We start from the raw sequence: 24,023 nt of genomic DNA, 5'->3' as shown, positions 1-24,023 counted from the left end.
GGTAGCATCTTTGTTGTAATGACATTAGCGTTACATGCGCTGTATAATTATCATCCATGCAAAGCCGAAGGATATATTTATGCCAGCAGCCAATAACATTCCAACCAGGCGCGAATCTTTAAATTTGCGCATAAAACCCGCAGAACGCGATCTTATTGACCGGGCCGCTAAAGCCCGAGGAAAAAATCGCACCGAATTTGTCCTTGAGGCCGCCAGAGCCGCAGCTGAAGAGGCGCTCATTGAGCAGAGAATTTTCAGGATCGATTCTGATGATTACCAGCTATTTTTGAATCGTCTGGATCAGCCCCCCGCGCCCAATGCTGCATTACGCAAAACCATGCAAACACCCGCGCCGTGGGAGCAAAAAAAATGATTCAGGCCCCCGAGCCACTCATGGCAAGGCATCAATTCACCTCTTTTTGCTCGGGAGTAGAAACGATGGATAACTGGCTAAAGCAGAGAGCCCTAAAAAATCAGCTTGCCGGCGCATCACGTACATTTGTTAGCTGTGATACGTATAGCAACGTTTTGGCATATTATTCGCTTGCTTCCAGCGCCGTTGAAACGTATGTCGCGACAGGACGATTTCGCCGAAATATGCCAGAACCGATCCCTGTTGTAGTACTTGGTCGTCTGGCAATAGATAAATCATTACAGGGTCAGGGCATCGGTCGTGCGATGGTCAGAGATGCCGGTCTACGAGTACTACAGGCGGCTGAAGTCATTGGTATTCGCGGAATGTTGGTCCATGCGTTATCAGACCAGGCCCGTGAGTTTTATCTGCGAGTGGGGTTTGAACCATCGCCTGTCGATTCTATGATACTGATGGCAACATTGGCTGATTTGCAGGAATGTCTTAAATAGTTCGTTATGTCTCATGCAAAAAAATGCCCGCCCCGGCGATCCCAGAGCAGGCAGAGAAAACATACCCAGTTTCATGATATGTTTTAAAGCGAGCTTATTTGTTGAGCTGGAACAGCGACAATCCCTGCATATCGGTAAATGCTTTATACGATGCCTGCAATGCCGTTTGCTGCATGATGTAAGATGAAATAGTTGCATTCCAGTCCACATCAACCAGATCGCTCATCTGCTGCGTTTGCCCTAAAGCGCGATCGCTACCTAATGAATCCAGCGACTCCAGTTCGTTCAGCTGCGTGCCTAATTCCGCGCGAACAGTCAGCACATTGTTCAGCGAGTTTTTCAGTCCGCGGTTGGTTTTATCCAGTGCCGCAGCGGCGGTTTCTTTATCCGCTTCGCTATCCGCGACCGGCGTTTTTAGGGCTGCGATGGCGCTATCCAGCATGGCAAAAAGATTGGTTTCAGAAGCGCTACCGTCTGGTTCCGCTACCGCGTTGCTGGTAATACTGTCGAAAATTTTGTCACCCGTGTGCCCTATCACCATCGAACGCGAAGCATCGACCTGTTGTTTAATACTTTCTGCTCCGCCTTCGTATTTGCCATCCGCCTCACTAAACGGCGCAGTTTCTGTTTTATAACCGGCAAAAATGTAGCGCCCGTTACCGTCAGTGGTGTTCGCCAGATTCAGCAACTGGTCACGAAGCCCCTGAATATCCGTAGCCAGCGAGGCACGGTCATCGTCACTCAAGGTGCCATTGCTGGCGTAGACAATTTTTTCCTGAGCATTCTGGATAGCGGTGGTGACCTGGCTAAGTACACTCTCTTCCAGTGACACTTTTTGAGTGGCGAAAGTACGCGCCAGCGTGTACTGGCTGTTTTGCGCCTGTGCCTGGGAGAGAACAACAGCTTGTGATGCAGCAATGGGATCATCTGAAGGGTTAACGACTCGCTTACCCGTCGACATCTGTTCGCCGTACTTCATCCATTCTGCCTGAGAATTGGTGATGCCGCGCATGTTTTGCTGGTACATCATCTGGGTACTGAAACGCATTTTATCTCCCCTTAGCGAATGTTAATCAGCGCATCAAAAATCGCGTTTGCCGTCTGCAGAACCTGCGCATTCGCGAGGTAATACTGCTGAAAACGTTGCAGATTTCCGTACTCCTCATCGAGATTGACACCGGAAATCGACTGCTGCTGATTGGAAAGCTGCGTCACCACATTACCTTGAGTGGTGCTACTGGTTTTCAACGTCGCGGTTTTATTACCGATATCACTCACTAACGAGGCATAAGCGTCGTTAAAGGATTTCGCACCGCCCACCGTTTTACTGTTGCTTTGCAGATCGAGCAGGGCCTGACCGTTGCGGTTGTCGCTATCACCCGCATCTTCTGCGCTCGCCATGGCGATTTTCGCTTCGTCGGTGATTAATACATCCATGTTGACGATGGCGTCACTTACCGGTTTCAGCGTGAAGCTGTCGTTAACGGCAGGCGTTCCTGTAAACGTCAACTCCAGACCATCAAATGCCACTTTACCGTTGGCATCCGGCGTCACCGTAAAAGTGGTATTGCTGGCAAGGCGGGTGACCTGCCACTGATTATTATCGAACGAGATTTTGTAATCTGTCGCCAGTACCGCTGAGGCATCAGTTACCGTGGCACCGATCGCAACGTCACCTTTGTTTTTCGTGTTTTGCAGAACCGCGGGCTTACCGATAGCAAAGAAATCTTCACCGGCATCGCCGTTAGCATCAAATCCGGCTTTGTGTTGGGTGTTGAAAGCCTCGGCAAATGCCAGCGCCAGTTGTCCAAGCGTATTACGCGTCTGGTCAAGATCCTGAGAACGGAATGTCAGAATGCCGCCCAGCGACCCGGTATTCAGTAATTTCTCCGGGATCTCAATATTGCCTGTCGTCCCATCAACATAAGCGACAGTCGTACGAGAAGGGTCGGCGCTGGAAGGAACTGCCGCAAGTTGCCGCGCCGTACTTCCCTGAACCAGTGAGTAGCCATTGGCCATCGTGATGTTATAAGTGCCACCATCCTGAACGCTGACTTCTACGCCAACAATCTGGTTTAATTCGCTCACCAGTTGATCGCGTTGATCCAGCAGATTGTTAGGTGATGCCCCTGCCCCCACGCCTGTCAGGCGGGAGATTTGATCGTTCAGGCTGGCGATTTGTTTAGCGTAATTGTTGATCTGATCAACACTGGCACCTATCGCGATATTGACCTGTTTGTCCTGGTCGCGCAGATATTGAACGGTGGTTTTAAACTGATTCACCAACCCTTCTGATTTCCCAATCAGCGCCTGGCGCGCTGCCGGATCTTCCGCGTTACTCACCAGCGTTTGCAGGCTGGTGAAGAAATCCTGCATCTGTGTTGCCAGCGAAGAGGTACTGGTGGAGAGCATATTGTCGATTTTCGACATCTGCTCATAGCGGGCAGTCAGGCCGCTACTTTGCGTCTGCGCCGCACGTAACTGGTTGGTAATAAACGCATCATACTCACGCTGCACACCAGAAACGTAGACGCCATTGCCAACCCAGCCGCCAGCGCCCAACGTGCTATTGGCCTGCGCCATAATAGTGGTTTGGCGGGTATATCCGGCAACGTTATAGCTGGAGATATTATTACTTGCCGTATTTAACGCCGCCTGGGCCGCGTTCAGTCCGCTCATGGCGTTATTGATCAAGCTGGACATGGAGGTTCCTTATAAGCCTTCAATTACAGAGTATTATCGGCAGCGACCCGCCGGACTTGAGTTATTCAGAACAGATTATCAATGTTCATGCTGTAGGTTTTGCTCACCTTGTCGCTTATCGATTTCATCTGCTGAATCATGTTGGTGAGTTTGCGGGCATAGTGAGGATCGGTGGCATAGCCCGCGTCCTGTAGGGCCTGCGCCCCCTGCTCCGCACTCGCGGCGGTCGTCACGGCGGCGTAGCGCGGGTTACGCGTTAACAGCCCAACGTAATCCGACAATGCTTCCAGATACGAGCTGTAGACCCGAAACTTCGCTTTTACTTTCTTCGCTTCGCCATTTTCATATTCAGTCGTGGTGATTTCAGTGACTGGCCCTTTCCAGTTGCCAGAGGCTTTGACGCCAAACAGGTTATAGCTCGGCTCGCCGTTTTCACGGCGGATTTGCCGTTGTCCCCAGCCAGATTCCAGCGCCGCCTGAGCGAGGATCAAATGATGTGGCACACCACTTTGCTGGCTTGCCAGTTGGGCTGGCAGCGAGAGTTGCGCGAGGAATGCTTTACTGTCACCCGGCAGCGAATCATCGTAGTTACGTGGTACGGCCTTTTGCACCAGCTGCGAAAGCGTCTGATTTTGATAACGCACCACGGTTTCGAGCGGGAATTTCATCGGTGCTGCTGGCGTGGACTCCTCTGGCAATGGTTGTTCTGGCGTCATCTGTTTAACCATCATCTCTGCCAGCCCCAGACCTTTGCCCGCCGTCATCTGTTGGGCAATCTGCTGGTCATACATACTGGTATACAGGCGAGTGTGCTCGCTGCTGAACAGGCCATCTTTTGGTAAAGCGTCGCGCATGCTTTTCAACATCATCTGCACGAACATCCCTTCCACCTGGAGGGCCACCGGACGGATATTTGCCGCCGGATCTTCGCCCGTTTTCGCCTTAAGTTCGTTGAGCGATTGTGCATCCCAGGCCGCACTTGCCAGTAGTTTGCTGTCGCTGATCATCAGATGATTTCCAGTTTTGCCCGCAGACATCCCGCACTTTGCATTGATTGCAGTATGGACATCAGATCCATCGGCGTAGCGCCCAGCGCATTGAGCGCACGCACCACGTTATTGAGGCTGGCGCTGGAACGTACGCTTTGCAGCGAACCGCCGCTCTGGCGTAAATCGATCTGCGTTTGTGGAGTAACCACAGTCTGCCCACCACCAAACGGTGTATCTGGCTGGCTGACATTGGCCTGACGATTAACTGTTACTGAGAGATTCCCCTGCGCTACCGCGCAGCTGTCGAGGGTCACTTCGCGATTCATCACCACCGAACCAGTGCGCGAGTTAATCACTACTTTAGCGTCCTGCGGGGTGACATTAACCTGCATATTCTGGATATCGGCAAGGAAACGGACCTGGGAACTGTTGCCACTCGGTACGCGCACCTGAATAGTCCGCGCATCTAACGCGGTGGCGCTGCCATATCCACGCACACGGTTGATGGTGTCAGCGATTTGCTGCGCCATACTGAAATCTTCGTCGTTAAGTTGCAAATTAAGGGTATTCCCGACGCCAAACTGGCTGGGCAATTCACGTTCAATAACCGCACCATTGGTGATCCGTCCACCGTTCAGTTGGTTCACCTGAACACTGCTACCGCCAGCGGAGGCCCCTGCGCCGCCAACCAGAATATTGCCCTGCGCCAGCGCATACACCTGACTGTCAACGCCCTTAAGCGGTGTCATCAATAACGTACCGCCACGCAGACTTTTGGCATTTCCCATGGAAGAAACCACCACGTCAATGGTTTGCCCCTGACGTCCAAACGGTGGAAGTGACGCTGTCACCATAACCGCAGCGACGTTTTTTAGCTGCATATTAGTGCCCGTCGGAACGGTAATTCCCAGCTGTGAGAGCATGTTATTAAGCGTTTGTGTGGTAAACGGCGTCTGAGTTGTCTGGTCACCTGTACCATCAAGCCCCACCACCAGGCCATAGCCAATCAGTGAGTTTTGCCTTACCCCCTGAACACTGGTGAGATCGCGAATACGCTCAGCCTGAGCCGCCGTGGTAACCAGTAAAAGAATTAATGCAGAGAGAAATTTAATCACCACAGCCTCACTTACATTGGTGACAGGTTGAGGAAGAAACGCTGCAACCAGCCCATATTTTGCGCTTCGTTAATGTAGCCATTGCCTACGTATTCAATGCGCGCATCCGCCACCTGAGTAGACGGTACGGTATTGCTGCCGCTGATGGTGCGAGGATTAACTACACCAGAGAAGCGAATAAATTCGGTACCCTGATTAATGGCGATCTGTTTTTCACCCACCACATGCAGGTTGCCGTTGACCAGTACCTGGTCAACCGTCACCGTCAACGTGCCGCTAAAGGTATTGCTGGCATTGGCCCCGCCCTTTCCGTTGAACGTGTTACCACCGGAGGCTTCGACATCGGCACGAGCGTTACCAAACAGCCCCTGCAAATAGCGCGGCACAGTATCAAAGCCAAAATTAGTTTTACCGTCACGGCTGGCATTCGCAGAGGAGCTTTTGCTGGCGCTGACGTTCTCCTGCAACACGATGGTCAGCGTATCGCCAATATTGCGTGGTCGACGATCTTCAAACAACGGTTGATAGCCATAGTTAATCGGCTGAGCAGACTGGAAAATAGAACCGTTGGCGACGGGCGTCGGACCGGGAACCGGTTGTGCACTGGTCGCCCCCTGTACCAGCGGCGTGGAGGGTATCCAGGCGCAGCCGGTTAGTGAAAGCACCAACAAGCTGGAAATGGCATAAGTATGCGCAGCGTTTTTTTGCATGGCTATCATCTTCAAAAATCAGTAAACCGGTGAATCTGCCACCGGTTATGCCTTAGAGTTGCGTCAGTTTTTGCAGCATCTGATCGGTGGTGGATACCGCTTTACTGTTGATTTCGTAAGCGTGTTGCACCTGAATCATATTGACCAGTTCTTCCGCCACGTTGACGTTAGACGTTTCAACATACCCTTGATACAGCAGTCCCGCACCGTTCAGACCCGGCGTGCTTTCGTTCGGTGCACCGGAGGATTGCGTTTCGGTGTAGAGGTTTTCGCCAATACTCTCCAGTCCGGTATCATTCATAAAGGTGGTGAGATTGAGCTGCCCAACCTGAACCGGAGCTGCCTGGCCTTGTTGTGTTACGCTGACCACGCCATCACGACCGATGGTGATACTTAGCGCATTCGCCGGTATGGTGATCGCTGGCTGCACCTGAAAACCACCAGCCGTCACCAGCTGCCCGTTCTGATCCACCTGGAAAGAGCCGTCACGGGTATAGGCTGATGAGCCATCTGGCAACATCACCTGGAAAAAGCCCTGCCCTTTAATCGCGACATCTTTACTGTTATTGGTTTGCGACAGGTTGCCCTGACTGTGTAAGCGCTCAGTAGCAACCGGACGCACCCCCGTGCCGATTTGTAACCCGGAGGGTAAGGTGGTTTGTTCGGAAGACTGTGCCCCCGGCTGGCGAATGGTTTGATACAGCAGATCTTCAAACACCGCGCGCTGACGCTTAAAACCGTTGGTACTGACGTTTGCCAGGTTGTTGGCAATGACGTCCATATTGGTTTGCTGGGCATCCAGGCCCGTTTTGGCGATCCATAATGAACTGATCATAAAATGTCCTGTAGTGGATTAGTGACAAGCAGAGCAGAAGCACGCGACGGTGCGCATTTCCCCTCACCCTAACCTCTCCCAAAATGGGCGAGAGAATAGTCCGCGCGCTTTTATTGCAATGTCATCAATCGTTTAATTAACTCATCGACAGCAGTTGGTTGGCACGGCCTGCGTTATCATCGACGCTGCTGATCACCTTCATCTGCATTTCAAAACGCCGCGCGCTGGCAATCATGTCGCTCATTGCCGCAACGGCATTGACGTTACTGCCCTCCAGAACCCCCGACATCACACGCAAGGTTGGATCTGCCTGCAGTACCGGCCCACGCGTGGTCTGGCTTTCTGCGCTTAAACGAAAAATGCCGTCGTCACCGCGCTGGACTTCGCTGCCCGTGGCTTTCACCAGTTTCAGACGCCCCACTGGCGCAACCGTATTTGCCGGATCGCCCGGATTCAGCGCCGAGATTGTGCCGTCGGCAGCAATAGTGATTTCCGCCCCTTCCGGCACAGCAATTGGCCCAGCCTCGCCTATCACCGGATGTCCCTGAATTGTCAGTTGCCCGGTGGGATCAACCTGAATGCTGCCATTACGCGTATACCCTTCGCTACCGTCAGCGGTCTGCACGGCCAGCCAGCCATCCTGCTGCAACGCAACGTCCAGCGGGCGCGAGGTGTAATCCATCTTGCCGGGCGTCATGTCTGCACCCGGCGTTGACGCCGTTACCAGCGTGCGCGTGGGCAGTGAAAGCCCTTCCACCGGCACTGCGCGCAAGGCGTTTAACTGCGCGCGAAAACCGGGCGTTGAGGCATTGGCCAGATTACTGGCAGTTACCGCCTGTTGATTCAGCGTCTGGCTGGCTGCTCCCATCGCGGTATAAATTGCGTGATCCATTGAGCTATCCCGTCAGCGATTAGCGTAAGTTAACCAGCGTGTTGAGGATCTGGTCCTGGGTTTTGATGGTCTGGGCGTTAGACTGATAGTTACGCTGGGCAACGATCATATTGACCAGTTCTTTACTGAGATCGACGTTGGACGCTTCCAGCGCACCGTTGGTCAGGGTGCCAAAGTTGCCCGTCCCGGCTGTCCCCAACAGCGCCACGCCAGAAGATTGCGTCGCAGACCAGACGTTGTCGCCTTCGGATGCCAGACCTTCGTTGTTGGCAAAGTTCGCCAGTACAATCTGCCCCAGCAGTTGGGTTTGTTCGTTGGAATAGTTGCCGACAACCGTACCGTCATCATTGATTTGATAGCTCACCAGATCGCCCGGTTTGTAGCCGTTCTGGGTGGTTGCCACAATGTTGTTAGCGCCGGTATTTTGCTGCATGGAGTTGAGGAAGCTCAGGCTAAACGTGGCGGGAACTGCGCCGTTAATTGCGCCAGTGGAAATATTCGCTGTTGGATCTGAGGTCAGAACGCCATTGGCATTAAACACCAGTGTTGTCGCTGTCTTCGCAATGCTGTTTGGATCACTACTATCCTGGGTGTAGACCTGCCAGTTATTATCCCCGGTCTTCACAAAGTAGACGCTCATGTCATGAGCATTACCCTGACTATCGAAAACAGTCACCGAACCTTTTTTGTTATAGCTATCCGCATTGCTGGCATCAAATGCGTTAACAGAGGGAAGCGGATCACTGGAATTCAGGTTGATCTGCATCGACGCCGTGGTGGTAGTTTTCGCTGCCATCAGGGTATTCGGAATCGAAATATTGGTCGGATTCGCCCCTTGCTGAATAGTCGGCGGCGTACCGGTTGCCGGGTAACCCGTCAACTGTAAACCTTGCATATTCACCAGGTTACGGTTTTCATCCAGCTTAAATTGTCCGTTACGGCTGTAGAACACCGAACCGTTGCTGTCCACCAGACGGAAAAAACCGTTCTGGCTGATAGCAACGTCCAGACCACGCCCGGTGTTGGTGGTCGTGCCATCGGTAAAGTCCTGGGTGATACCGGCAACTTTTACCCCCAGTCCCACTTTCGAACCGGCAAACATATCGGCAAAAGAGGCCGTGCCTGATTTAAAGCCGTAGGTGGCGGAGTTGGCGATATTGTTGCCAATAACATCGAGGTTGGTGGCGGCAGCGTTTAATCCGCTAACCGCTTGAGAAAAGGCCATGACTGACTCCTGAAATGTGAAGGCTTAAATTATCTGCCGTACTTCGTCGAGGGTGGTGGTGCCGTAAGTGCCGAGATCCAGCGTATTACCGTTGTTGCCGCGGATCACACCCTGCACCAGAGCAAACTGCAGCGGCTGGGCAACCAGTTGTGTACCACCGTTACTGGCGCTAATCGCTACATTGTAAGAACCGTTCGGCGCAGTGCTGCCGTCAGTCAACGTACCGTCCCAGGTGAAACTGTGGACTCCGGCAGTCAGTTCACCGATATCAATGGTACGGACAACCGCACCGTTTTTATCGGTGATGGTGGCCGTAACTTTGTCTGCCGCCTGTTGCAGCTCAACACCAAACGGCGTGGTCGTGGTCACAGCCCCTTCTTCACTACCGGTTCCCGCAAGAACAGTGGTGCCGGGGATCATCACGCCGTGACCGATCAGGTTACTGGCCTGTAACGACTGGCTGTTATCAATCTGTCCGGAAATAGATCCGAGCGTGGTATTGAGTTTTTCAATCCCGCTGACCGTGCTGATTTGAGCCAATTGCGACGTCAGCTCGTTGTTTTCCATTGGATTGGTCGGGTCCTGGTTTTTCAGCTGCGCCACCAACAAAGTCAGAAAACTGCTTTGTAAATCTGCGGCGTTGCTGCCCGTGAGCGAACTACTACTGGTGGTGCTGACGCCGGTATTTGTCGGATCGGTGGTGGTTACCGCAATGGACATAGCTTTCTCCTTTATTGACCGAGCGTAAGGGTTTTCAGCATCATGCTTTTCACCGTGTTGAGCACTTCAACATTGGCCTGATAGCTGCGTGACGCCGACATGGTGTTAACCATCTCCCCGACGACATCAACGTTTGGCATTTTCACGTAGCCCTTTGCATCCGCCAGCGGATTACCCGGTTCATAAACCAGTTTGTCCGGGGCCTGACTTTCTATAACATCGGCAACCTTTACGCCGCCTGTCGCAGCACCTGGTGCAGCGTTAACCTGAAATACCACCTGTTTTGCCCGATATGGCTGTCCATCGGGACCGGTCACGCTATCAGCATTCGCCAGATTACTGGCCGCCACGTTCAGGCGCTGGGACTGGGCAGTTAACGCCGACCCGGCGATATCAAAAATATTCAGCAGTGCCATCCGTTAATTTCCGCTCTGTAAAACGTTCATCATGCCTTTGATTTGCCCGCTCAACGCGCTAAGGCTCATCTGGTATTGCAGGCTGTTATCGGCAAACTGGGTACGTTCGCGATCCATATCGACGGTATTACCGTCAAGCGAAGGCTGGTCCGGAATACGGTATTGCAGTTCTGCGGTAGGAGGCGTCAGCGCCTGCGCCGGAATGTGTTGCGTTGAGGTCATCGTCAGTGCAACCACGCTTGTTGCATCCCGTCCACGTTGCATGACTTTTTTAAGTTCACTGGCAAAATCGATATCGCGCGCCTGATAACCAGGGGTATCGGCATTGGCGATGTTTGCTGCCAGCACTTCCTGACGCTGGGCGCGCAGATTGAGCGCCTCTTGTTGAAAACGTAAGGCGGCGTCGAGCTTATCGAGCATATCTCCTCCGCAGGTATCAAAATTCTGCCATCAGCTTAAATGCCTTTACGCGCGCGTTATCGGCGGAATAAACGCAAAATGGGTCGCTATTTATGCCGTTGATGGTCATTGCGGACAGGTACAATTCACGTTGTAGAAATGGCAGGGGGCGAAAATGCTGGCAATAAAACGTAGCGTGGCAATCATCGCGATACTGTTCAGTCCGTTAAGTGCGGCGAGCAATCTCACATCGCAATTGCACACCTTTTTTAGCGCCCAGCTCGCGGGGGTAAGTGATGAGGTTCGTGTTTCTATTCGTACAGCGCCCAATCTACTACCGCCGTGCGAGCAGCCATTGCTTTCGATGAGCAATAATTCCCGCCTGTGGGGCAATGTGAATGTGTTGGCACGCTGCGGTAACGACAAACGATATTTACAGGTTAATGTGCAGGCCACAGGAAATTATGTGGTTGCCGCAATGCCCATTGTGCGGGGAGGAAAGCTGGAAGCTGGCAATGTCAAACTGAAACGCGGACGGCTGGACACCTTGCCACCGCGTACGGTGCTGGATATCAATCAACTTGTTGATGCCGTTAGCCTGCGCGATCTATCACCCGATCAACCTATCCAGTTAACCCAGTTTCGCCAGGCATGGCGGGTAAAAGCGGGACAACGCGTCAACGTGATCGCCAGCGGTGATGGGTTTAGCGCCAACGCAGAAGGTCAGGCGCTGAACAATGCTGCCGTCGCACAGAATGCGCGGGTGCGCATGGTATCGGGACAGGTGGTCAGCGGCGTTGTTGATGCAGATGGGAATATTCTTATAAACCTGTAAGCTGTTAAAGATTACCCGTCCCTTGCCGATAAATAAGCAACACATGATAAAAGCGCCCTCAATGAGGAATAAACAATGAGTATTGATCGCACTTCGCCTCTGAAGCCCGTAAGCACCGTTCAACCGCGCGAAACCACTGACGCGCCGGTAACGAACACCCGGGCGGCAAAAACAACCGCCTCCACCAGCACCAGTGTGACGTTAAGCGACGCGCAAGCAAAACTGATGCAACCCGGCAGCAGTGATATCAATCTTGAACGTGTCGAAGCGTTAAAACTGGCGATTCGTAACGGTGAACTAAAAATGGACACCGGCAAAATTGCCGATGCGCTGATCAACGAAGCGCAGCAAGACTTGCAGAGTAACTGATCGTATGACGCGTCTTGCAGAGATCCTCGACCAGATGTCCGCTGTGCTTAACGATCTCAAAACGGTAATGGATCAAGAGCAGCAACATCTCTCTATGGGGCAGATCAACGGCAGTCAGTTGCAATGGATTACAGAACAAAAAAGCTCTCTGCTGGCGACGCTGGATTACCTCGAACAGTTACGCAGGAAAGAACCCAATGCAGCAAATAGCGTTGATATTAGTCAACGCTGGCAGGAAATTACTGTGAAAACGCAGCAACTACGCCAAATGAATCAACATAACGGCTGGTTACTGGAAGGACAGATTGAGCGCAATCAACAGGCGCTGGAAATGTTGAAACCGCATCAGGAACCGACGCTATATGGAGCGAACGGTCAGACCTCAACAACCCATCGCGGCGGTAAAAAGATTTCGATCTGAAGATTATCTCCGGCCTGCACTGCAGGCCGGAATGCATTGTTACACCGTCCGGCGGGCAAACTCTTTAACTTTGAAGCCCAGTACCGCCAGTGCAGCAAAGTACGCAGCAATCCCCGCCAGCACGACCGCCATTAAACGCAGTAAGCGCCAGGGCATGGTACCCAATGACCACTCCGGCATGATATGTAACATACCTAAAAGCACGCCCGACATCACCAGTACCGCCACCACCAGACGCAACAGAAACGCCATCCAGCCAGGTTGCGGGGTAAAGATTTTCTGCTTACGCAACTGCCAGTAAAGCAGCGAAGCATTCAGACACGCCGCCAGACCAATAGAAAGTGACAGCCCGGCATGTTTCAACGGACCGATAAACGCAAGGTTCATCAATTGCGTTAAAATCAGCGTAACGATGGCAATTTTCACTGGCGTTTTAATGTCCTGGCGGGAATAAAAGCCAGGAGCCAACACTTTCACTACAATCAGGCCAATCAAACCCACCGAGTAGGCAATTAACGCCCGCTGGGTCATCAGCGCATCAAAGGCGGTAAATTTACCGTACTGGAACAGCGAAACGGTTAACGGACCTGAAAGAATGCCCAACGCAACCGCACTCGGCAGCGCCAACAGGAAACAAAGACGCAGCCCCCAGTCCATCAAACGGTTGTATTCATCATGATTGCCACTGGCAAAACTTTTCGACAGCGACGGCAGCAAAATGGTGCCAAGCGCCACGCCCAGTACACCGGACGGAAACTCCATTAAGCGGTCGGCGTAATACATCCAAGACACCGAACCGGAAGCAAGAAACGAGGCAAAAATGGTGTTGATGATTAAGGAGATCTGACTCACAGAGACGCCAAGGATCGCCGGTCCCATCTGTTTCACCACGCGCATTGCTCCGGCATCGTGGAAGTTAATGCGCGGCAGGACCAGCATGCCGATCTTCTTCAGGTGCGGTAGCTGATACACCAGCTGCAGGACGCCGCCGACCGTAACAGCCCACGCCAGCGCCAGCACCGGTGGGTTAAAGTACGGTGCGGCAAACAGCGCGAAACCAATCATGCTGATATTGAGCAATGTCGGGGCAAACGCCGGAATCGAGAAGCGGTTCCACGTATTCAGAATCGCTCCCACCAGCGACGCCAGGGAGATCAGCAAGATATAGGGAAAGGTAATCTTTAGTAGCTGGCTGGTCAGGGCAAATTTGTCAGCTGTGTCAGCGAAGCCTGGCGCGGTCACCATGATCACCCACGGTGCGGCGAGCATGCCAGCGACCGTCACAACCGCCAGCGCAAGTGTCAGCAGGCCAGAAACATAAGAGACAAAGACCCGCGTGGCGTCTTCACCCTGCTTACTTTTATATTCCGCCAGAATCGGTACAAATGCCTGGGAAAATGCCCCTTCGGCAAAGATACGGCGTAACAAGTTAGGAAGTTTAAAAGCGACGAAAAAGGCGTCGGTTGCCATCCCTGCGCCAAAGATTCTGGCGACAATTGCGTCTCGTGCGAAGCCAAGCACACGCGAAAACATGGTCATCGAGCTGACGGCGGCCAGCGATTTTAATAAATTCATCGGTGTTCTAATCCAGACCCACGGGCAAAACGCCTGCAAGGCAGGCGCTGAAAGAGGCGAATAGTCTACCTGGATTATGGTGAATTGCTACCGCCAGATGTTACAGGGTTTATTCACTCATCGCATCGCGCCAGATCTTGTCAACGATACGTTGCGCCAGCACTGCCTGTTCGCCGGCGGTTTGCGGAACTGTCTGATTTTGCACGCATTCAATGAAGTGCCGCGCACAGCCGACAAATCCACGTTGCTCAAGCGTACTCTGCCAACCAGGAATCGGTTTATTCACTACACCCTGCCCACGCTCCTCACGCCATTCGCGCATATCCGTAATGTCGATGAGCGCACCGTCAGTCACGGCCTGCACGGTTTCACGCTGGCTTCCGGCACGGCGATGCATACAGGTGGTGATCTGCAAAGGACCGGCCGAAAAATGGTGCTCGGCAAACAGCATTTCGCCAGCGTCATTAGTCAGTAGCGTACCGCCATCCAGAGAGGCTTTACCGCCCGACAACCACAGCGCGGTATCCACCACATGCAGATAATCATCCAGCAACGTGAAATAAAGATCGTGTGGCCCGACGCTATTGCTACGATGTTTATCCATTCTTAGCGAGGCTGCGGTGGCGAGTTGCGTTTTTAACTCACCGTAGAGTGGTGCGAAACGACGGTTAAAACCGACCATCAACGTCAGTTTTTTCCGCGCCGCAAGTTCCACCAGCCGTTCAGCATCGCGCAGATTTTCTGCCAGCGGTTTATCGACACAGACATGTACCCCCGCATTGAGTAACGTACTGACCACGTCAAAGTGGCTGGCGGTGCTGGAATGCACAAAAACCGCATCGCAACTGGCGGCAAGGCTGGATAACGAATCGGCATAAGGAATGCGCCAGCTTTCACAAATTGGCAGGGCTTTCGCGCGCGTAGGCGACCAGGCTCCTTGTAACATCCAGTCAGACGCTGCCGCCAGCACCGGTAACCACGCCTTTTGCGCGATGCCGCCTAACCCCACTACGCCGATACGTAATTTTTTCACTTTAATCTCCCAGATGGGCCAGCAACGAATCAAGACGCTGTTTCAGTTCTGCCACTTCGATTTCCAGAGCTTCGACGCGGGCCTGTAAATCACCGTCAACCGCGTTCGACGTATCCGTTACCGCCGGCTGATCTTCAACCTCACCACTGAAAAGATGCATGTAGCGGCTTTCGCGTTTACCCGGTTCGCGGGCCAGACGCACCACAAAAGGACCATCTTCGCGATTCGCCAGTTGTTCCAGCGTCGACTCCACTTCCGCCATATCGCTGAATTCATACATTCGCGCTGCGCGGCTGCGCAGTTCACCCGGCGTCTGGGCACCACGCAATAACAACGTGGTGATTAACGCCACTTCTGCGGCGCTCAGTTTCAGATCGCCAAATTCTGAATTACAAAAACGTTGCTCATATTTGGTGACCCGATTACCAAAACCGCTCACTGTGCGTAGATAATGACGTTTGACCAGATTATCCAGCTGTTCCTGCACTTCGGATTCACTCAGATTCATGACCGGTTCACGGTTCGTTTTCTGATTACAGGCCGTGACTACACCATTGACTGAGAGCGGGTATTGCTCCGGCGTGGTCACCTGCTTTTCCAGCAAGCAACCAATCACGCGAGCTTCAAGGGCAGTAAGTTGATATTTCATGAGATTCTCCTTAGCGGCCGGGCGTCCAGTCTGGGGTAGTTAATGCCGTCAGTACGTGATCGCGCCATTGTCCATCAATCAACAGATAGTCTTTCGCATAGCCTTCTTTTTCAAAACCCAGTCGCGCCAGTAAATCACCGCTGCGTTTATTGTGCGGCATATAATTAGCCATAATGCGATGAATATGTTGGGTGCGCTGCATATAACGAATGGCTGCGGTCAGGGCTTCAAACATGAGTCCTTTGCCCTGCCATTTTTGCCCAATCGAATAACCGAGATAGCAGGCATGAAAAGAGCCACGAACAACATTGGAAAAATTGGCAACGCCAATAATCTCTTTTTCGTCCGGGTCGAATAAGCCAAAGTAGAAAGCTGAACCTTGTTTATGAAATTCGTTAATCATCCCTAGCCTGGCCTGCCAGCCTGATGGATAACAGTGGCTTTCGTCGCGCACTGGCTCCCAGGGCTTGAGGAAATGGCGATTCTCTGCGTAATAATCCGCCAGACGCCAGGCATCACGATCATGCACCAGACGCACGACCAGTCGGTCTGTGGTTAAGCGCACTTTTGGCACGTTACTGCGATAGCCAAACATTCTATACCTACTCCTTCCCGTAACGTCTTTAATACGCTGTAAGTATTACTATACCTGCGCAACCAGACCCTGTGAAAAGTCCAGAATGCCATTTTCTGCATTATTCACATATTTGATAAAAACTCTCTATCAAAGCGACGTTTTGATAAAAAAATATTGTCCCCGAAGTGATGGGAAAAGTCTTAGCGGCAATGCAGAATAGAAAGTGCTCATCTTTTATTTCCCGGGAGGGGAAATGTCCCGCGTGTCGCAGGCCAGGAACCTGGGTAAATATTTCCTGCTCATCGATAATATGCTGGTCGTGCTGGGGTTCTTTGTTGTCTTCCCGCTGATCTCTATCCGCTTCGTTGATCAAATGGGCTGGGCCGCCGTAATGGTCGGTATTGCCCTCGGCCTACGCCAGTTTATTCAGCAAGGTCTGGGTATTTTCGGCGGAGCAATTGCCGACCGCTTTGGTGCCAAACCGATGATTGTTACCGGTATGCTGATGCGTGCCGCCGGATTCGCCACAATGGGTATCGCCCACGAACCGTGGCTACTGTGGTTTTCATGCCTGCTTTCGGGACTCGGCGGCACGTTGTTTGATCCGCCGCGTTCGGCGCTGGTGGTGAAATTAATCCGTCCACAGCAGCGTGGTCGTTTTTTCTCGCTGTTGATGATGCAGGACAGTGCCGGTGCGGTCATTGGCGCATTGTTGGGGAGCTGGCTGTTGCAATACGACTTTCGCCTGGTCTGCGCCACAGGGGCAGTTTTGTTTGTGCTGTGTGCAGCGTTCAATGCGTGGTTGTTACCGGCATGGAAGCTCTCCACTGTACGCACGCCCGTTCGCGAAGGCATGACCCGCGTGATGCGCGACAAGCGTTTTGTCACCTATGTCCTGACGCTGGCGGGTTACTACATGCTGGCTGTACAAGTGATGCTGATGCTGCCAATTATGGTCAACGACGTGGCTGGCGCGCCCTCTGCCGTTAAATGGATGTATGCCATTGAAGCGTGTCTGTCGTTAACGTTGCTCTATCCTATCGCCCGCTGGAGTGAAAAGCATTTTCGTCTGGAACACCGGTTGATGGCTGGGCTGTTGATAATGTCATTAAGCATGATGCCGGTGGGCATGGTCAGCGGTCTGCAACAACTTTTCACCCTGATTTGTCTGTTTTATATCGGGTCAATCATTGCCGAGCCTGCGCGTGAAACCTTAAGTGCTTCGCTGGCAGACGCAAGAGCTCGCGGCAGCTATATGGGGTTTAGCCGTCTGGGTCTGGCGATTGGCGGCGCTATTGGTTATATCGGTGGCGGCTGGCTGTTTGACCTGGGCAAATCGGCGCACCAGCCAGAGCTTCCATGGATGATGCTGGGCATTATTGGCATCTTCACTTTCCTTGCGCTGGGTTGGCAGTTTAGCCAGAAACGCGCCGCGCGTCGTTTGCTTGAACGCGACGCCTGATTTGATACTCCCCCCTGACTCCTCCATACTGAAAGTGAACTGACAGCCAAATGGAGGAGTCACGTGAAGCTATACATTTACGATCACTGCCCTTACTGCCTCAAAGCCCGCATGATTTTCGGCCTGAAAAATATCCCCGTCGAATTACATGTTCTGCTCAACGACGACGCAGAAACACCCACCCGGATGGTCGGTCAAAAACAGGTTCCCATTCTGCAAAAAGATGACAGCCGCTATATGCCAGAAAGCATGGACATCGTTCACTATGTCGATAAACTCGACGGCAAACCGTTACTGACCGGCAAACGTTCCCCTGCCATTGAAGAGTGGCTGCGCAAGGTCAATGGCTACGCCAACAAACTGCTGTTGCCGCGTTTTGCCAAATCGGCATTTGATGAGTTTTCTACTCCTGCCGCGCGCAAATATTTCGTCGACAAAAAAGAGGCCAGCGCGGGTAATTTTGCCGACCTGCTGGCCCACTCTGACGGTCTGATTAAGAATATCAGCGATGATTTACGTGCGCTGGACAAACTGATCGTCAAACCGAACGCCGTGAATGGCGAACTTTCGGAAGATGATATTCAGCTATTTCCGCTCCTGCGTAATCTGACGCTAGTAGCCGGAATCAACTGGCCAAGCCGCGTTGCTGATTACCGCGATAATATGGCGAAACAGACACAAATCAATTTGTTATCATCAATGGCGATTTAATCCTGACCCGCCGCGGCAGCCTGTATTCGCGGGTTGCCGCCGTTTTCAGTTTTTTCTGCTGGCGCGTTTATCGCTGGTGACACATGCTGCGTTGTGTCAGGATATTGACGCAGATTTCATGTCGAGGACTACCATGAACAAGTTTTTATTTGCCGCTGCATTGATCGTCAGTGGCCTGCTCGTTGGCTGTAATCAACTCACCCAATACACCATCACCGAACAAGAAATTAACCAGTCGCTTGCGAAACATAATAATTTCTCAAAAGATATCGGTTTACCCGGCGTGGCTGACGCCCATATTGTTCTGACAAACCTGACCAGCCAAATTGGTCGCGAAGAGCCGAATAAGGTTACCCTAACCGGAGACGCCAATCTGGACATGAACTCCCTGTTCGGTAGCCAGAAAGCGACCATGAAACTGAAGCTGAAAGCGCTGCCCGTGTTTGATAAAGAAAAAGGCGCGATCTTCCTGAAAGAGATGGAAGTGGTCGATGCGACGGTACAACCGGAAAAAATGCAAACGGTGATGCAAACGTTGCTTCCCTATTTGAACCAGGCATTACGCAATTACTTTAACCAGCAACCTGCTTACGTCCTGCGCGAAGATGGCAGCCAGGGCGAAGCAATGGCGAAGAAACTGGCGAAAGGCATTGAAGTGAAGCCAGGCGAAATTGTCATTCCGTTTACTGATTAATCACGAGGGCGCATTCGCGCCCTTTATTTTTCGTGCAAAGGAAAACGTTTCCGCTTATCCTTTGTGTCCGGCAAAAACATCCCTTCAGCCGGAGCATAGAGATTAATGACTGCACCATCCCAGGTATTAAAGATCCGCCGCCCAGACGACTGGCACCTTCACCTCCGCGATGGCGACATGTTAAAAACTGTCGTGCCGTATACCAGCGAAATTTATGGACGGGCTATCGTAATGCCCAATCTGGCTCCGCCCGTGACCACCGTTGAGGCTGCCGTGGCGTATCGCCAGCGTATTCTTGACGCCGTACCTGCCGGGCACGATTTCACCCCGCTGATGACCTGTTATTTGACAGATTCACTAGATCCTAATGAGCTTGAGCGTGGATTTAACGAAGGCGTGTTCACCGCTGCCAAACTTTACCCGGCAAACGCAACCACTAACTCCAGTCACGGCGTGACGTCAGTTGACGCAATCATGCCGGTACTTGAGCGCATGGAAAAAATCGGTATGCCGTTACTGGTGCATGGTGAAGTGACACATGCAGATATCGACATTTTTGATCGTGAAGCGCGCTTTATTGAAAGCGTGATGGAACCGCTGCGCCAGCGCCTGACTGCGCTGAAAGTCGTTTTTGAGCACATCACCACCAAAGATGCTGCCGACTATGTCCGTAACGGAAATGAACGGCTGGCTGCCACCATCACTCCGCAGCATCTGATGTTTAACCGCAACCATATGCTGGTTGGTGGCGTGCGTCCACATCTGTATTGTCTACCCATCCTCAAACGCAATATTCACCAACAGGCATTGCGTGAACTGGTCGCCAGCGGTTTTAATCGCGTATTCCTCGGTACGGATTCTGCGCCGCATGCACGTCATCGCAAAGAGAGTAGCTGCGGCTGCGCGGGCTGCTTCAATGCCCCAACCGCGCTGGGCAGTTACGCTACCGTCTTTGAAGAGATGAATGCTCTGCAGCACTTTGAAGCATTCTGTTCTGTAAACGGCCCGCAGTTCTATGGCTTGCCTGTCAACGACACATTCATCGAACTGGTCCGCGAAGAACAACAGGTTGCTGCAAGCATCGCACTGACTGATGACACACTGGTGCCATTCCTCGCCGGGGAAACGGTACGCTGGTCCGTTAAACAATAAAAATCGTAGCTTCCTGTTGTCATTAGGTTATTTTACCTGTATAAATAACCAGTATATTCAACAGGGGGCTATTATGCGAATTGAAGTCACCATAGCGAAAACTTCTCCATTGCCAGCTGGGGCTATTGACGCCCTGGCTGGCGAACTTTCCCGCCGTATTCAGTATGCGTTTCCTGATAATGAAGGCCACGTATCGGTACGTTATGCCGCAGCGAATAATTTATCGGTTATTGGCGCGACAAAAGAAGATAAACAGCGCATTAGCGAAATTCTCCAGGAAACGTGGGAAAGCGCCGATGACTGGTTTGTCAGCGAATAATATGCAGTGATTTTTGTTTTTGCCGGGTCGCCCCGGCTTTTTTATTTTACTTACAAATTTCGAGTACAAAATTTCTACACTTCCTCAAAATAATTGCACAATATGCTAAAAAAATATGAATGACATGCTGTTTTATTGTTCATATAAATCTTAAAAGCAAAAATTTATCTGTTCCCCCCTTTAAAAATTCGGTGAATACCCTTACTTATTGGTATACTGAAGTTGCTTCAGATAAAAACGCATTGAACCTCGAATAACGTTGTCTAGTAACACGAATTAGGGGGCCATGATGGAAAAAAATAATGAAGTCATTCAGACTCATCCGCTCGTAGGGTGGGACATCAGCACCGTTGATAGCTATGATGCGCTGATGTTGCGTTTGCACTACCAGACCCCAAATAAGTCCGAGCAGGAAGGGACTGAAGTTGGTCAGACGCTCTGGTTAACCACTGATGTTGCCAGACAATTTATTTCGATATTAGAAGCAGGAATCGCCAAAATTGAATCCGGTGATTTCCCGGTAAACGAGTATCGGCGTCATTAACATGACATGACCATCCACCCAAAAGGCACCTCACCGGTGCCTTTACCATTTCTGGGTTGTATATCTGCATTCAGTTAATTACTCTGCTTAAACCATGAGAGCAGAGAGAAAAAAATGAAATACGATCTCATCATTATTGGCAGCGGTTCCGTAGGCGCTGCCGCCGGGTATTATGCAACCCACGCCGGTTTAAACGTGCTTATGACCGACGCCCATATGCCACCACATCAACACGGCAGCCACCACGGCGATACGCGATTAATTCGCCATGCTTATGGTGAAGGCGAAAAGTATGTCCCGCTGGTTCTTCGCGCGCAAACGCTGTGGGATGAACTCTCCCGCCACAACGAAGAAGATCCCATTTTTGTACGCTCTGGCGTCATTAACCTTGGCCCGGCTGATTCCACATTTCTCGCCAACGTCGCCCACAGCGCCGAACAATGGCAACTCAACGTTGAAAAGCTCGATGCGCAAGGGATTATGGCCCGCTGGCCGGAAATACGCGTCCCGGACAACTACATCGGCTTATTTGAGACTGATTCCGGTTTTTTGCGCAGCGAACTGGCGATTAAATCCTGGATCCAACTGGCGAAGGAAGCGGGCTGTGCGCAGCTGTTCAACTGCCCGGTCACCGCAATTCGTCATGACGATGATGGCGTAACTATTGAAACGGCTGACGGTGATTATCAGGCGAAAAAAGCGATTGTCTGCGCGGGAACATGGGTAAAAGACCAGCTCCCGGAGCTGCCTGTCCAGCCCGTACGCAAAGTATTTGCCTGGTATCAGGCCGATGGTCGCTATAGCGTGAAGAATAAATTCCCGGCGTTTACCGGTGAACTGCCCAATGGCGATCAATATTATGGTTTTCCGGCAGAAAACGACGCGTTGAAGATTGGCAAACATAACGGAGGCCAGGTTATCCATTCAGCGGATGAACGTGTTCCGTTTGCGGAAGTGGTCAGCGATGGTTCGGAAGCCTTCCCGTTCTTGCGCAATGTATTGCCGGGTATCGGTTGCTGCCTGTACGGCGCTGCCTGCACCTATGATAATTCGCCTGACGAAGATTTTATTATCGATACCCTACCCGGCCACGATAATACACTGCTCATTACCGGCCTGAGTGGGCACGGTTTTAAATTTGCGTCAGTTTTAGGGGAAATAGCTGCCGATTTTGCGCAAGAAAAAAAAAGCGATTTTGATTTGACGCCATTCAGGCTTTCCCGCTTCCAATAATCATCATTACGGCCTCCAGAATGAGGCCGTTTTTACAGGAGTATTTAATGCGTCGGCTGTTGCACTATCTCATCAATAATATTCGCGAGCATCTGATGCTTTATCTTTTTCTCTGGGGATTGTTGGCAATTATGGATCTGATCTATGTGTTTTATTTTTAGTTTTCCGCACTGACATAAACTGACAAATATTTAATCTCCCTTTCATTTAGCGTGAAAAATTGAATGAGATTATTCCTGCTTCTACAGCACTCACCAGACATCTCTGATGCTGAACCCACTAAACTTATGAAGATTCTTTCATTATTAATTCAAAATTATTGAAATAAAAATAAATATCATTCAATTTGTTATTTTTGTGTTGCAATTCATTCTCCGACACGCCATTTTCTTTCTCTCGCAAATTCGTTTTGGATGCACTTATGTCATTCACAAATACCCCTGAACGCTATGGTGTTATATCTGCGGCCTTCCATTGGCTAAGCGCAATTATTGTCTACGGCATGTTTGCTTTAGGTCTGTGGATGGTCACGCTCAGTTATTACGATGGCTGGTATCACAAAGCACCCGAACTGCATAAAAGCATCGGTATTTTGTTAATGATGGGGCTGGTTATTCGCGTTCTGTGGCGCGTCATATCTCCACCGCCGGGTCCGCTGCAGAGTTATTCGCCCATGACTCGTCTTGGCGCAAAGGCTGGACATCTCGCATTGTACTTATTGCTGTTCGCCATCGGCATCAGCGGCTATCTGATCTCAACTGCCGATGGTAAACCGATCAGCGTTTTTGGCTGGTTTGACGTCCCCGCGACCCTCGCCGACGCTGGCGCACAGGCTGACTTTGCCGGTGCCCTGCATTTTTGGCTCGCGTGGAGCGTCGTAGTACTGTCCGTTATGCACGGATTTATGGCCCTGAAGCATCATTTCATCGATAAAGACGACACTCTGAAGCGCATGCTGGGAAAGTCGTCATCTGACTATGGAGTATAAAAAATGAAAAAAAGCCTGCTTGGTTTAACCTTCGCTTCCCTGATGTTCTCTGCCGGTTCAGCGGTTGCCGCCGATTACAAAATTGACAAAGAAGGTCAGCACGCCTTTGTTAACTTCCGCATACAGCACCTTGGCTATAGCTGGTTATACGGCACCTTTAAAGATTTCGACGGTACTTTTACCTTTGATGAAAAAAATCCAGCTGCCGATAAAGTGAATGTGACAATTAACACCACCAGCGTCGATACTAACCACGCCGAACGCGATAAACATCTTCGCAGTGCGGATTTTCTCAATACCGCAAAATATCCACAGGCAACATTCACCTCCACCAGCGTGAAGAAAGACGGTGACGACCTGGATATTACCGGCGATCTGACGCTGAATGGCGTAACCAAGCCCGTCACACTGGAAGCGAAATTAATTGGTCAGGGCGACGACCCATGGGGTGGTAAACGTGCAGGCTTCGAGGCCGAAGGCAAAATTAAGCTCAAGGACTTCAATATCAAGACAGATTTAGGTCCAGCTTCTCAGGAAGTGGATCTGATTATTTCAGTGGAAGGCGTACAGCAGAAGTAAGAGTGAAATGTTGC

General features: G+C 51.5%; 30 protein-coding genes. 15 read left to right on the top strand and 15 right to left on the bottom strand.

Annotation, left to right across the window (positions count from 1 at the left end; translation table 11 throughout):
- The first annotated feature begins 79 nt into the window (after window positions 1-79).
- Together ACJHWK_RS09440 and ACJHWK_RS09435 are read left to right on the top strand one after the other, a co-directional pair.
- The gene (locus ACJHWK_RS09440; protein ID WP_001110447.1) at window positions 80-373 is read left to right on the top strand and encodes a DUF1778 domain-containing protein; all 294 of its coding nucleotides are present in this window, start codon (window positions 80-82) and stop codon (window positions 371-373) included.
- Window positions 370-864 carry a GNAT family N-acetyltransferase gene (locus tag ACJHWK_RS09435; RefSeq protein WP_000613626.1) on the top strand — a complete coding sequence of 165 codons (495 nt, stop codon included), beginning with the start codon at window positions 370-372 and terminating at the stop codon, window positions 862-864. Before ACJHWK_RS09440 ends, ACJHWK_RS09435 begins: the two co-directional genes overlap by 4 nt.
- Before the next feature lie 94 nt (window positions 865-958).
- Here ACJHWK_RS09435 and flgL read toward each other — a convergent pair whose 3' ends face one another.
- The 11 genes from flgL to flgB all read right to left on the bottom strand — a co-directional run bounded on the left by flgL (window position 959) and on the right by flgB (window position 10,889).
- Window positions 959-1,912, bottom strand: a complete 954-nt coding sequence (gene flgL, locus ACJHWK_RS09430; protein ID WP_001212768.1) for a flagellar hook-associated protein FlgL — start codon at window positions 1,910-1,912, stop codon at window positions 959-961.
- Window positions 1,913-1,923: 11 nt separating this feature from the next.
- The gene (gene flgK, locus ACJHWK_RS09425; protein WP_170886414.1) at window positions 1,924-3,567 is read right to left on the bottom strand and encodes a flagellar hook-associated protein FlgK; all 1,644 of its coding nucleotides are present in this window, start codon (window positions 3,565-3,567) and stop codon (window positions 1,924-1,926) included.
- Window positions 3,568-3,632: 65 nt separating this feature from the next.
- Window positions 3,633-4,574, bottom strand: a complete 942-nt coding sequence (gene flgJ / locus ACJHWK_RS09420) for a flagellar assembly peptidoglycan hydrolase FlgJ (protein ID WP_001522863.1) — start codon at window positions 4,572-4,574, stop codon at window positions 3,633-3,635.
- On the bottom strand, window positions 4,574-5,671 hold the full coding sequence (gene flgI / locus ACJHWK_RS09415) for a flagellar basal body P-ring protein FlgI (RefSeq protein ID WP_000589326.1): 1,098 nt from the start codon (window positions 5,669-5,671) through the stop codon (window positions 4,574-4,576). The genes flgJ and flgI overlap by 1 nt, the downstream gene beginning before the upstream one ends.
- 11 nt (window positions 5,672-5,682) lie before the next feature.
- Entirely contained in the window at window positions 5,683-6,381 is a 699-nt protein-coding gene (gene flgH, locus ACJHWK_RS09410) for a flagellar basal body L-ring protein FlgH (RefSeq protein ID WP_001295442.1), read from the bottom strand.
- Between the two features lie 52 nt (window positions 6,382-6,433).
- Window positions 6,434-7,216 carry a flagellar basal-body rod protein FlgG gene (gene flgG, locus ACJHWK_RS09405; RefSeq protein ID WP_170886413.1) on the bottom strand — a complete coding sequence of 261 codons (783 nt, stop codon included), beginning with the start codon at window positions 7,214-7,216 and terminating at the stop codon, window positions 6,434-6,436.
- A gap of 136 nt (window positions 7,217-7,352) precedes the next feature.
- A complete protein-coding gene (flgF, locus tag ACJHWK_RS09400) occupies window positions 7,353-8,108 on the bottom strand; it encodes a flagellar basal-body rod protein FlgF (protein ID WP_001558959.1) in 756 nt (251 codons plus the stop codon).
- A 19-nt stretch (window positions 8,109-8,127) separates the two neighbouring features.
- Window positions 8,128-9,333 (bottom strand): flagellar hook protein FlgE, encoded by a 1,206-nt coding sequence (gene flgE / locus ACJHWK_RS09395; RefSeq protein ID WP_001522858.1) that lies wholly within the window; start codon window positions 9,331-9,333, stop codon window positions 8,128-8,130.
- A gap of 24 nt (window positions 9,334-9,357) precedes the next feature.
- Entirely contained in the window at window positions 9,358-10,053 is a 696-nt protein-coding gene (gene flgD, locus ACJHWK_RS09390; RefSeq protein ID WP_000020484.1) for a flagellar hook assembly protein FlgD, read from the bottom strand.
- A gap of 11 nt (window positions 10,054-10,064) precedes the next feature.
- Entirely contained in the window at window positions 10,065-10,469 is a 405-nt protein-coding gene (gene flgC / locus ACJHWK_RS09385; RefSeq protein ID WP_001196460.1) for a flagellar basal body rod protein FlgC, read from the bottom strand.
- 3 nt (window positions 10,470-10,472) lie between these two features.
- Window positions 10,473-10,889 (bottom strand): flagellar basal body rod protein FlgB, encoded by a 417-nt coding sequence (gene flgB / locus ACJHWK_RS09380; RefSeq protein WP_000884702.1) that lies wholly within the window; start codon window positions 10,887-10,889, stop codon window positions 10,473-10,475.
- 154 nt (window positions 10,890-11,043) lie between these two features.
- Here flgB and flgA point away from each other — a divergent pair, with 154 nt between their 5' ends.
- From flgA to flgN, 3 genes are all read left to right on the top strand, one after another.
- Complete coding sequence (flgA, locus tag ACJHWK_RS09375; protein ID WP_000879689.1) at window positions 11,044-11,703, top strand: flagellar basal body P-ring formation chaperone FlgA; 660 nt, start codon at window positions 11,044-11,046, stop codon at window positions 11,701-11,703.
- Window positions 11,704-11,778: 75 nt separating this feature from the next.
- Window positions 11,779-12,072 carry a flagellar biosynthesis anti-sigma factor FlgM gene (gene flgM / locus ACJHWK_RS09370; RefSeq protein WP_000020884.1) on the top strand — a complete coding sequence of 98 codons (294 nt, stop codon included), beginning with the start codon at window positions 11,779-11,781 and terminating at the stop codon, window positions 12,070-12,072.
- Window positions 12,073-12,076: 4 nt separating this feature from the next.
- Window positions 12,077-12,493: a flagella biosynthesis chaperone FlgN gene (gene flgN, locus ACJHWK_RS09365; RefSeq protein ID WP_000197344.1), complete on the top strand. Its 417-nt coding sequence runs from the start codon at window positions 12,077-12,079 to the stop codon at window positions 12,491-12,493.
- A gap of 39 nt (window positions 12,494-12,532) precedes the next feature.
- Here flgN and murJ read toward each other — a convergent pair whose 3' ends face one another.
- The 4 genes from murJ to rimJ all read right to left on the bottom strand — a co-directional run bounded on the left by murJ (window position 12,533) and on the right by rimJ (window position 16,345).
- On the bottom strand, window positions 12,533-14,068 hold the full coding sequence (gene murJ, locus ACJHWK_RS09360; RefSeq protein WP_001050683.1) for a murein biosynthesis integral membrane protein MurJ: 1,536 nt from the start codon (window positions 14,066-14,068) through the stop codon (window positions 12,533-12,535).
- 109 nt (window positions 14,069-14,177) lie between these two features.
- A complete protein-coding gene (locus ACJHWK_RS09355; RefSeq protein WP_020233634.1) occupies window positions 14,178-15,101 on the bottom strand; it encodes a Gfo/Idh/MocA family protein in 924 nt (307 codons plus the stop codon).
- A gap of 1 nt (window position 15,102) precedes the next feature.
- Window positions 15,103-15,750 (bottom strand): YceH family protein, encoded by a 648-nt coding sequence (locus ACJHWK_RS09350; protein ID WP_000877119.1) that lies wholly within the window; start codon window positions 15,748-15,750, stop codon window positions 15,103-15,105.
- A 10-nt stretch (window positions 15,751-15,760) separates the two neighbouring features.
- On the bottom strand, window positions 15,761-16,345 hold the full coding sequence (gene rimJ / locus ACJHWK_RS09345; protein ID WP_000468186.1) for a ribosomal protein S5-alanine N-acetyltransferase: 585 nt from the start codon (window positions 16,343-16,345) through the stop codon (window positions 15,761-15,763).
- Window positions 16,346-16,580: 235 nt separating this feature from the next.
- Between rimJ and mdtH the strand changes: the two genes are divergently transcribed.
- The 10 genes from mdtH (at window position 16,581) to ACJHWK_RS09295 (ending at window position 24,009) form a co-directional block, all read left to right on the top strand.
- Entirely contained in the window at window positions 16,581-17,789 is a 1,209-nt protein-coding gene (gene mdtH, locus ACJHWK_RS09340; RefSeq protein ID WP_000092206.1) for a multidrug efflux MFS transporter MdtH, read from the top strand.
- A 63-nt stretch (window positions 17,790-17,852) separates the two neighbouring features.
- The gene (grxB, locus tag ACJHWK_RS09335; protein ID WP_000780912.1) at window positions 17,853-18,500 is read left to right on the top strand and encodes a glutaredoxin 2; all 648 of its coding nucleotides are present in this window, start codon (window positions 17,853-17,855) and stop codon (window positions 18,498-18,500) included.
- Window positions 18,501-18,633: 133 nt separating this feature from the next.
- The gene (locus ACJHWK_RS09330) at window positions 18,634-19,194 is read left to right on the top strand and encodes a lipoprotein (RefSeq protein WP_001295443.1); all 561 of its coding nucleotides are present in this window, start codon (window positions 18,634-18,636) and stop codon (window positions 19,192-19,194) included.
- 105 nt (window positions 19,195-19,299) lie between these two features.
- Window positions 19,300-20,346, top strand: coding sequence for a dihydroorotase (gene pyrC, locus ACJHWK_RS09325; protein ID WP_001522849.1), 1,047 nt, complete (start codon window positions 19,300-19,302; stop codon window positions 20,344-20,346).
- Between the two features lie 73 nt (window positions 20,347-20,419).
- Window positions 20,420-20,665, top strand: a complete 246-nt coding sequence (gene dinI, locus ACJHWK_RS09320; RefSeq protein ID WP_001217754.1) for a DNA damage-inducible protein I — start codon at window positions 20,420-20,422, stop codon at window positions 20,663-20,665.
- 289 nt (window positions 20,666-20,954) lie between these two features.
- A complete protein-coding gene (gene bssS / locus ACJHWK_RS09315; protein ID WP_000414437.1) occupies window positions 20,955-21,209 on the top strand; it encodes a biofilm formation regulator BssS in 255 nt (84 codons plus the stop codon).
- A 114-nt stretch (window positions 21,210-21,323) separates the two neighbouring features.
- Complete coding sequence (gene solA / locus ACJHWK_RS09310) at window positions 21,324-22,442, top strand: N-methyl-L-tryptophan oxidase (protein WP_410234826.1); 1,119 nt, start codon at window positions 21,324-21,326, stop codon at window positions 22,440-22,442.
- Between the two features lie 47 nt (window positions 22,443-22,489).
- Complete coding sequence (locus ACJHWK_RS09305) at window positions 22,490-22,603, top strand: YceO family protein (protein WP_001253418.1); 114 nt, start codon at window positions 22,490-22,492, stop codon at window positions 22,601-22,603.
- A 260-nt stretch (window positions 22,604-22,863) separates the two neighbouring features.
- Complete coding sequence (locus tag ACJHWK_RS09300) at window positions 22,864-23,430, top strand: cytochrome b (RefSeq protein WP_000011118.1); 567 nt, start codon at window positions 22,864-22,866, stop codon at window positions 23,428-23,430.
- Window positions 23,431-23,433: 3 nt separating this feature from the next.
- Entirely contained in the window at window positions 23,434-24,009 is a 576-nt protein-coding gene (locus ACJHWK_RS09295; RefSeq protein WP_000749258.1) for a YceI family protein, read from the top strand.
- Window positions 24,010-24,023: the final 14 nt, after the last annotated feature.

The organism is Escherichia sp. WS547, from assembly GCF_046486065.1.
In the GTDB taxonomy this organism is placed as follows: domain Bacteria; phylum Pseudomonadota; class Gammaproteobacteria; order Enterobacterales; family Enterobacteriaceae; genus Escherichia; species Escherichia coli.
Note: the sequence above shows the minus strand (reverse complement) of the source record. Positions and strands in the feature narration are given on the sequence as shown.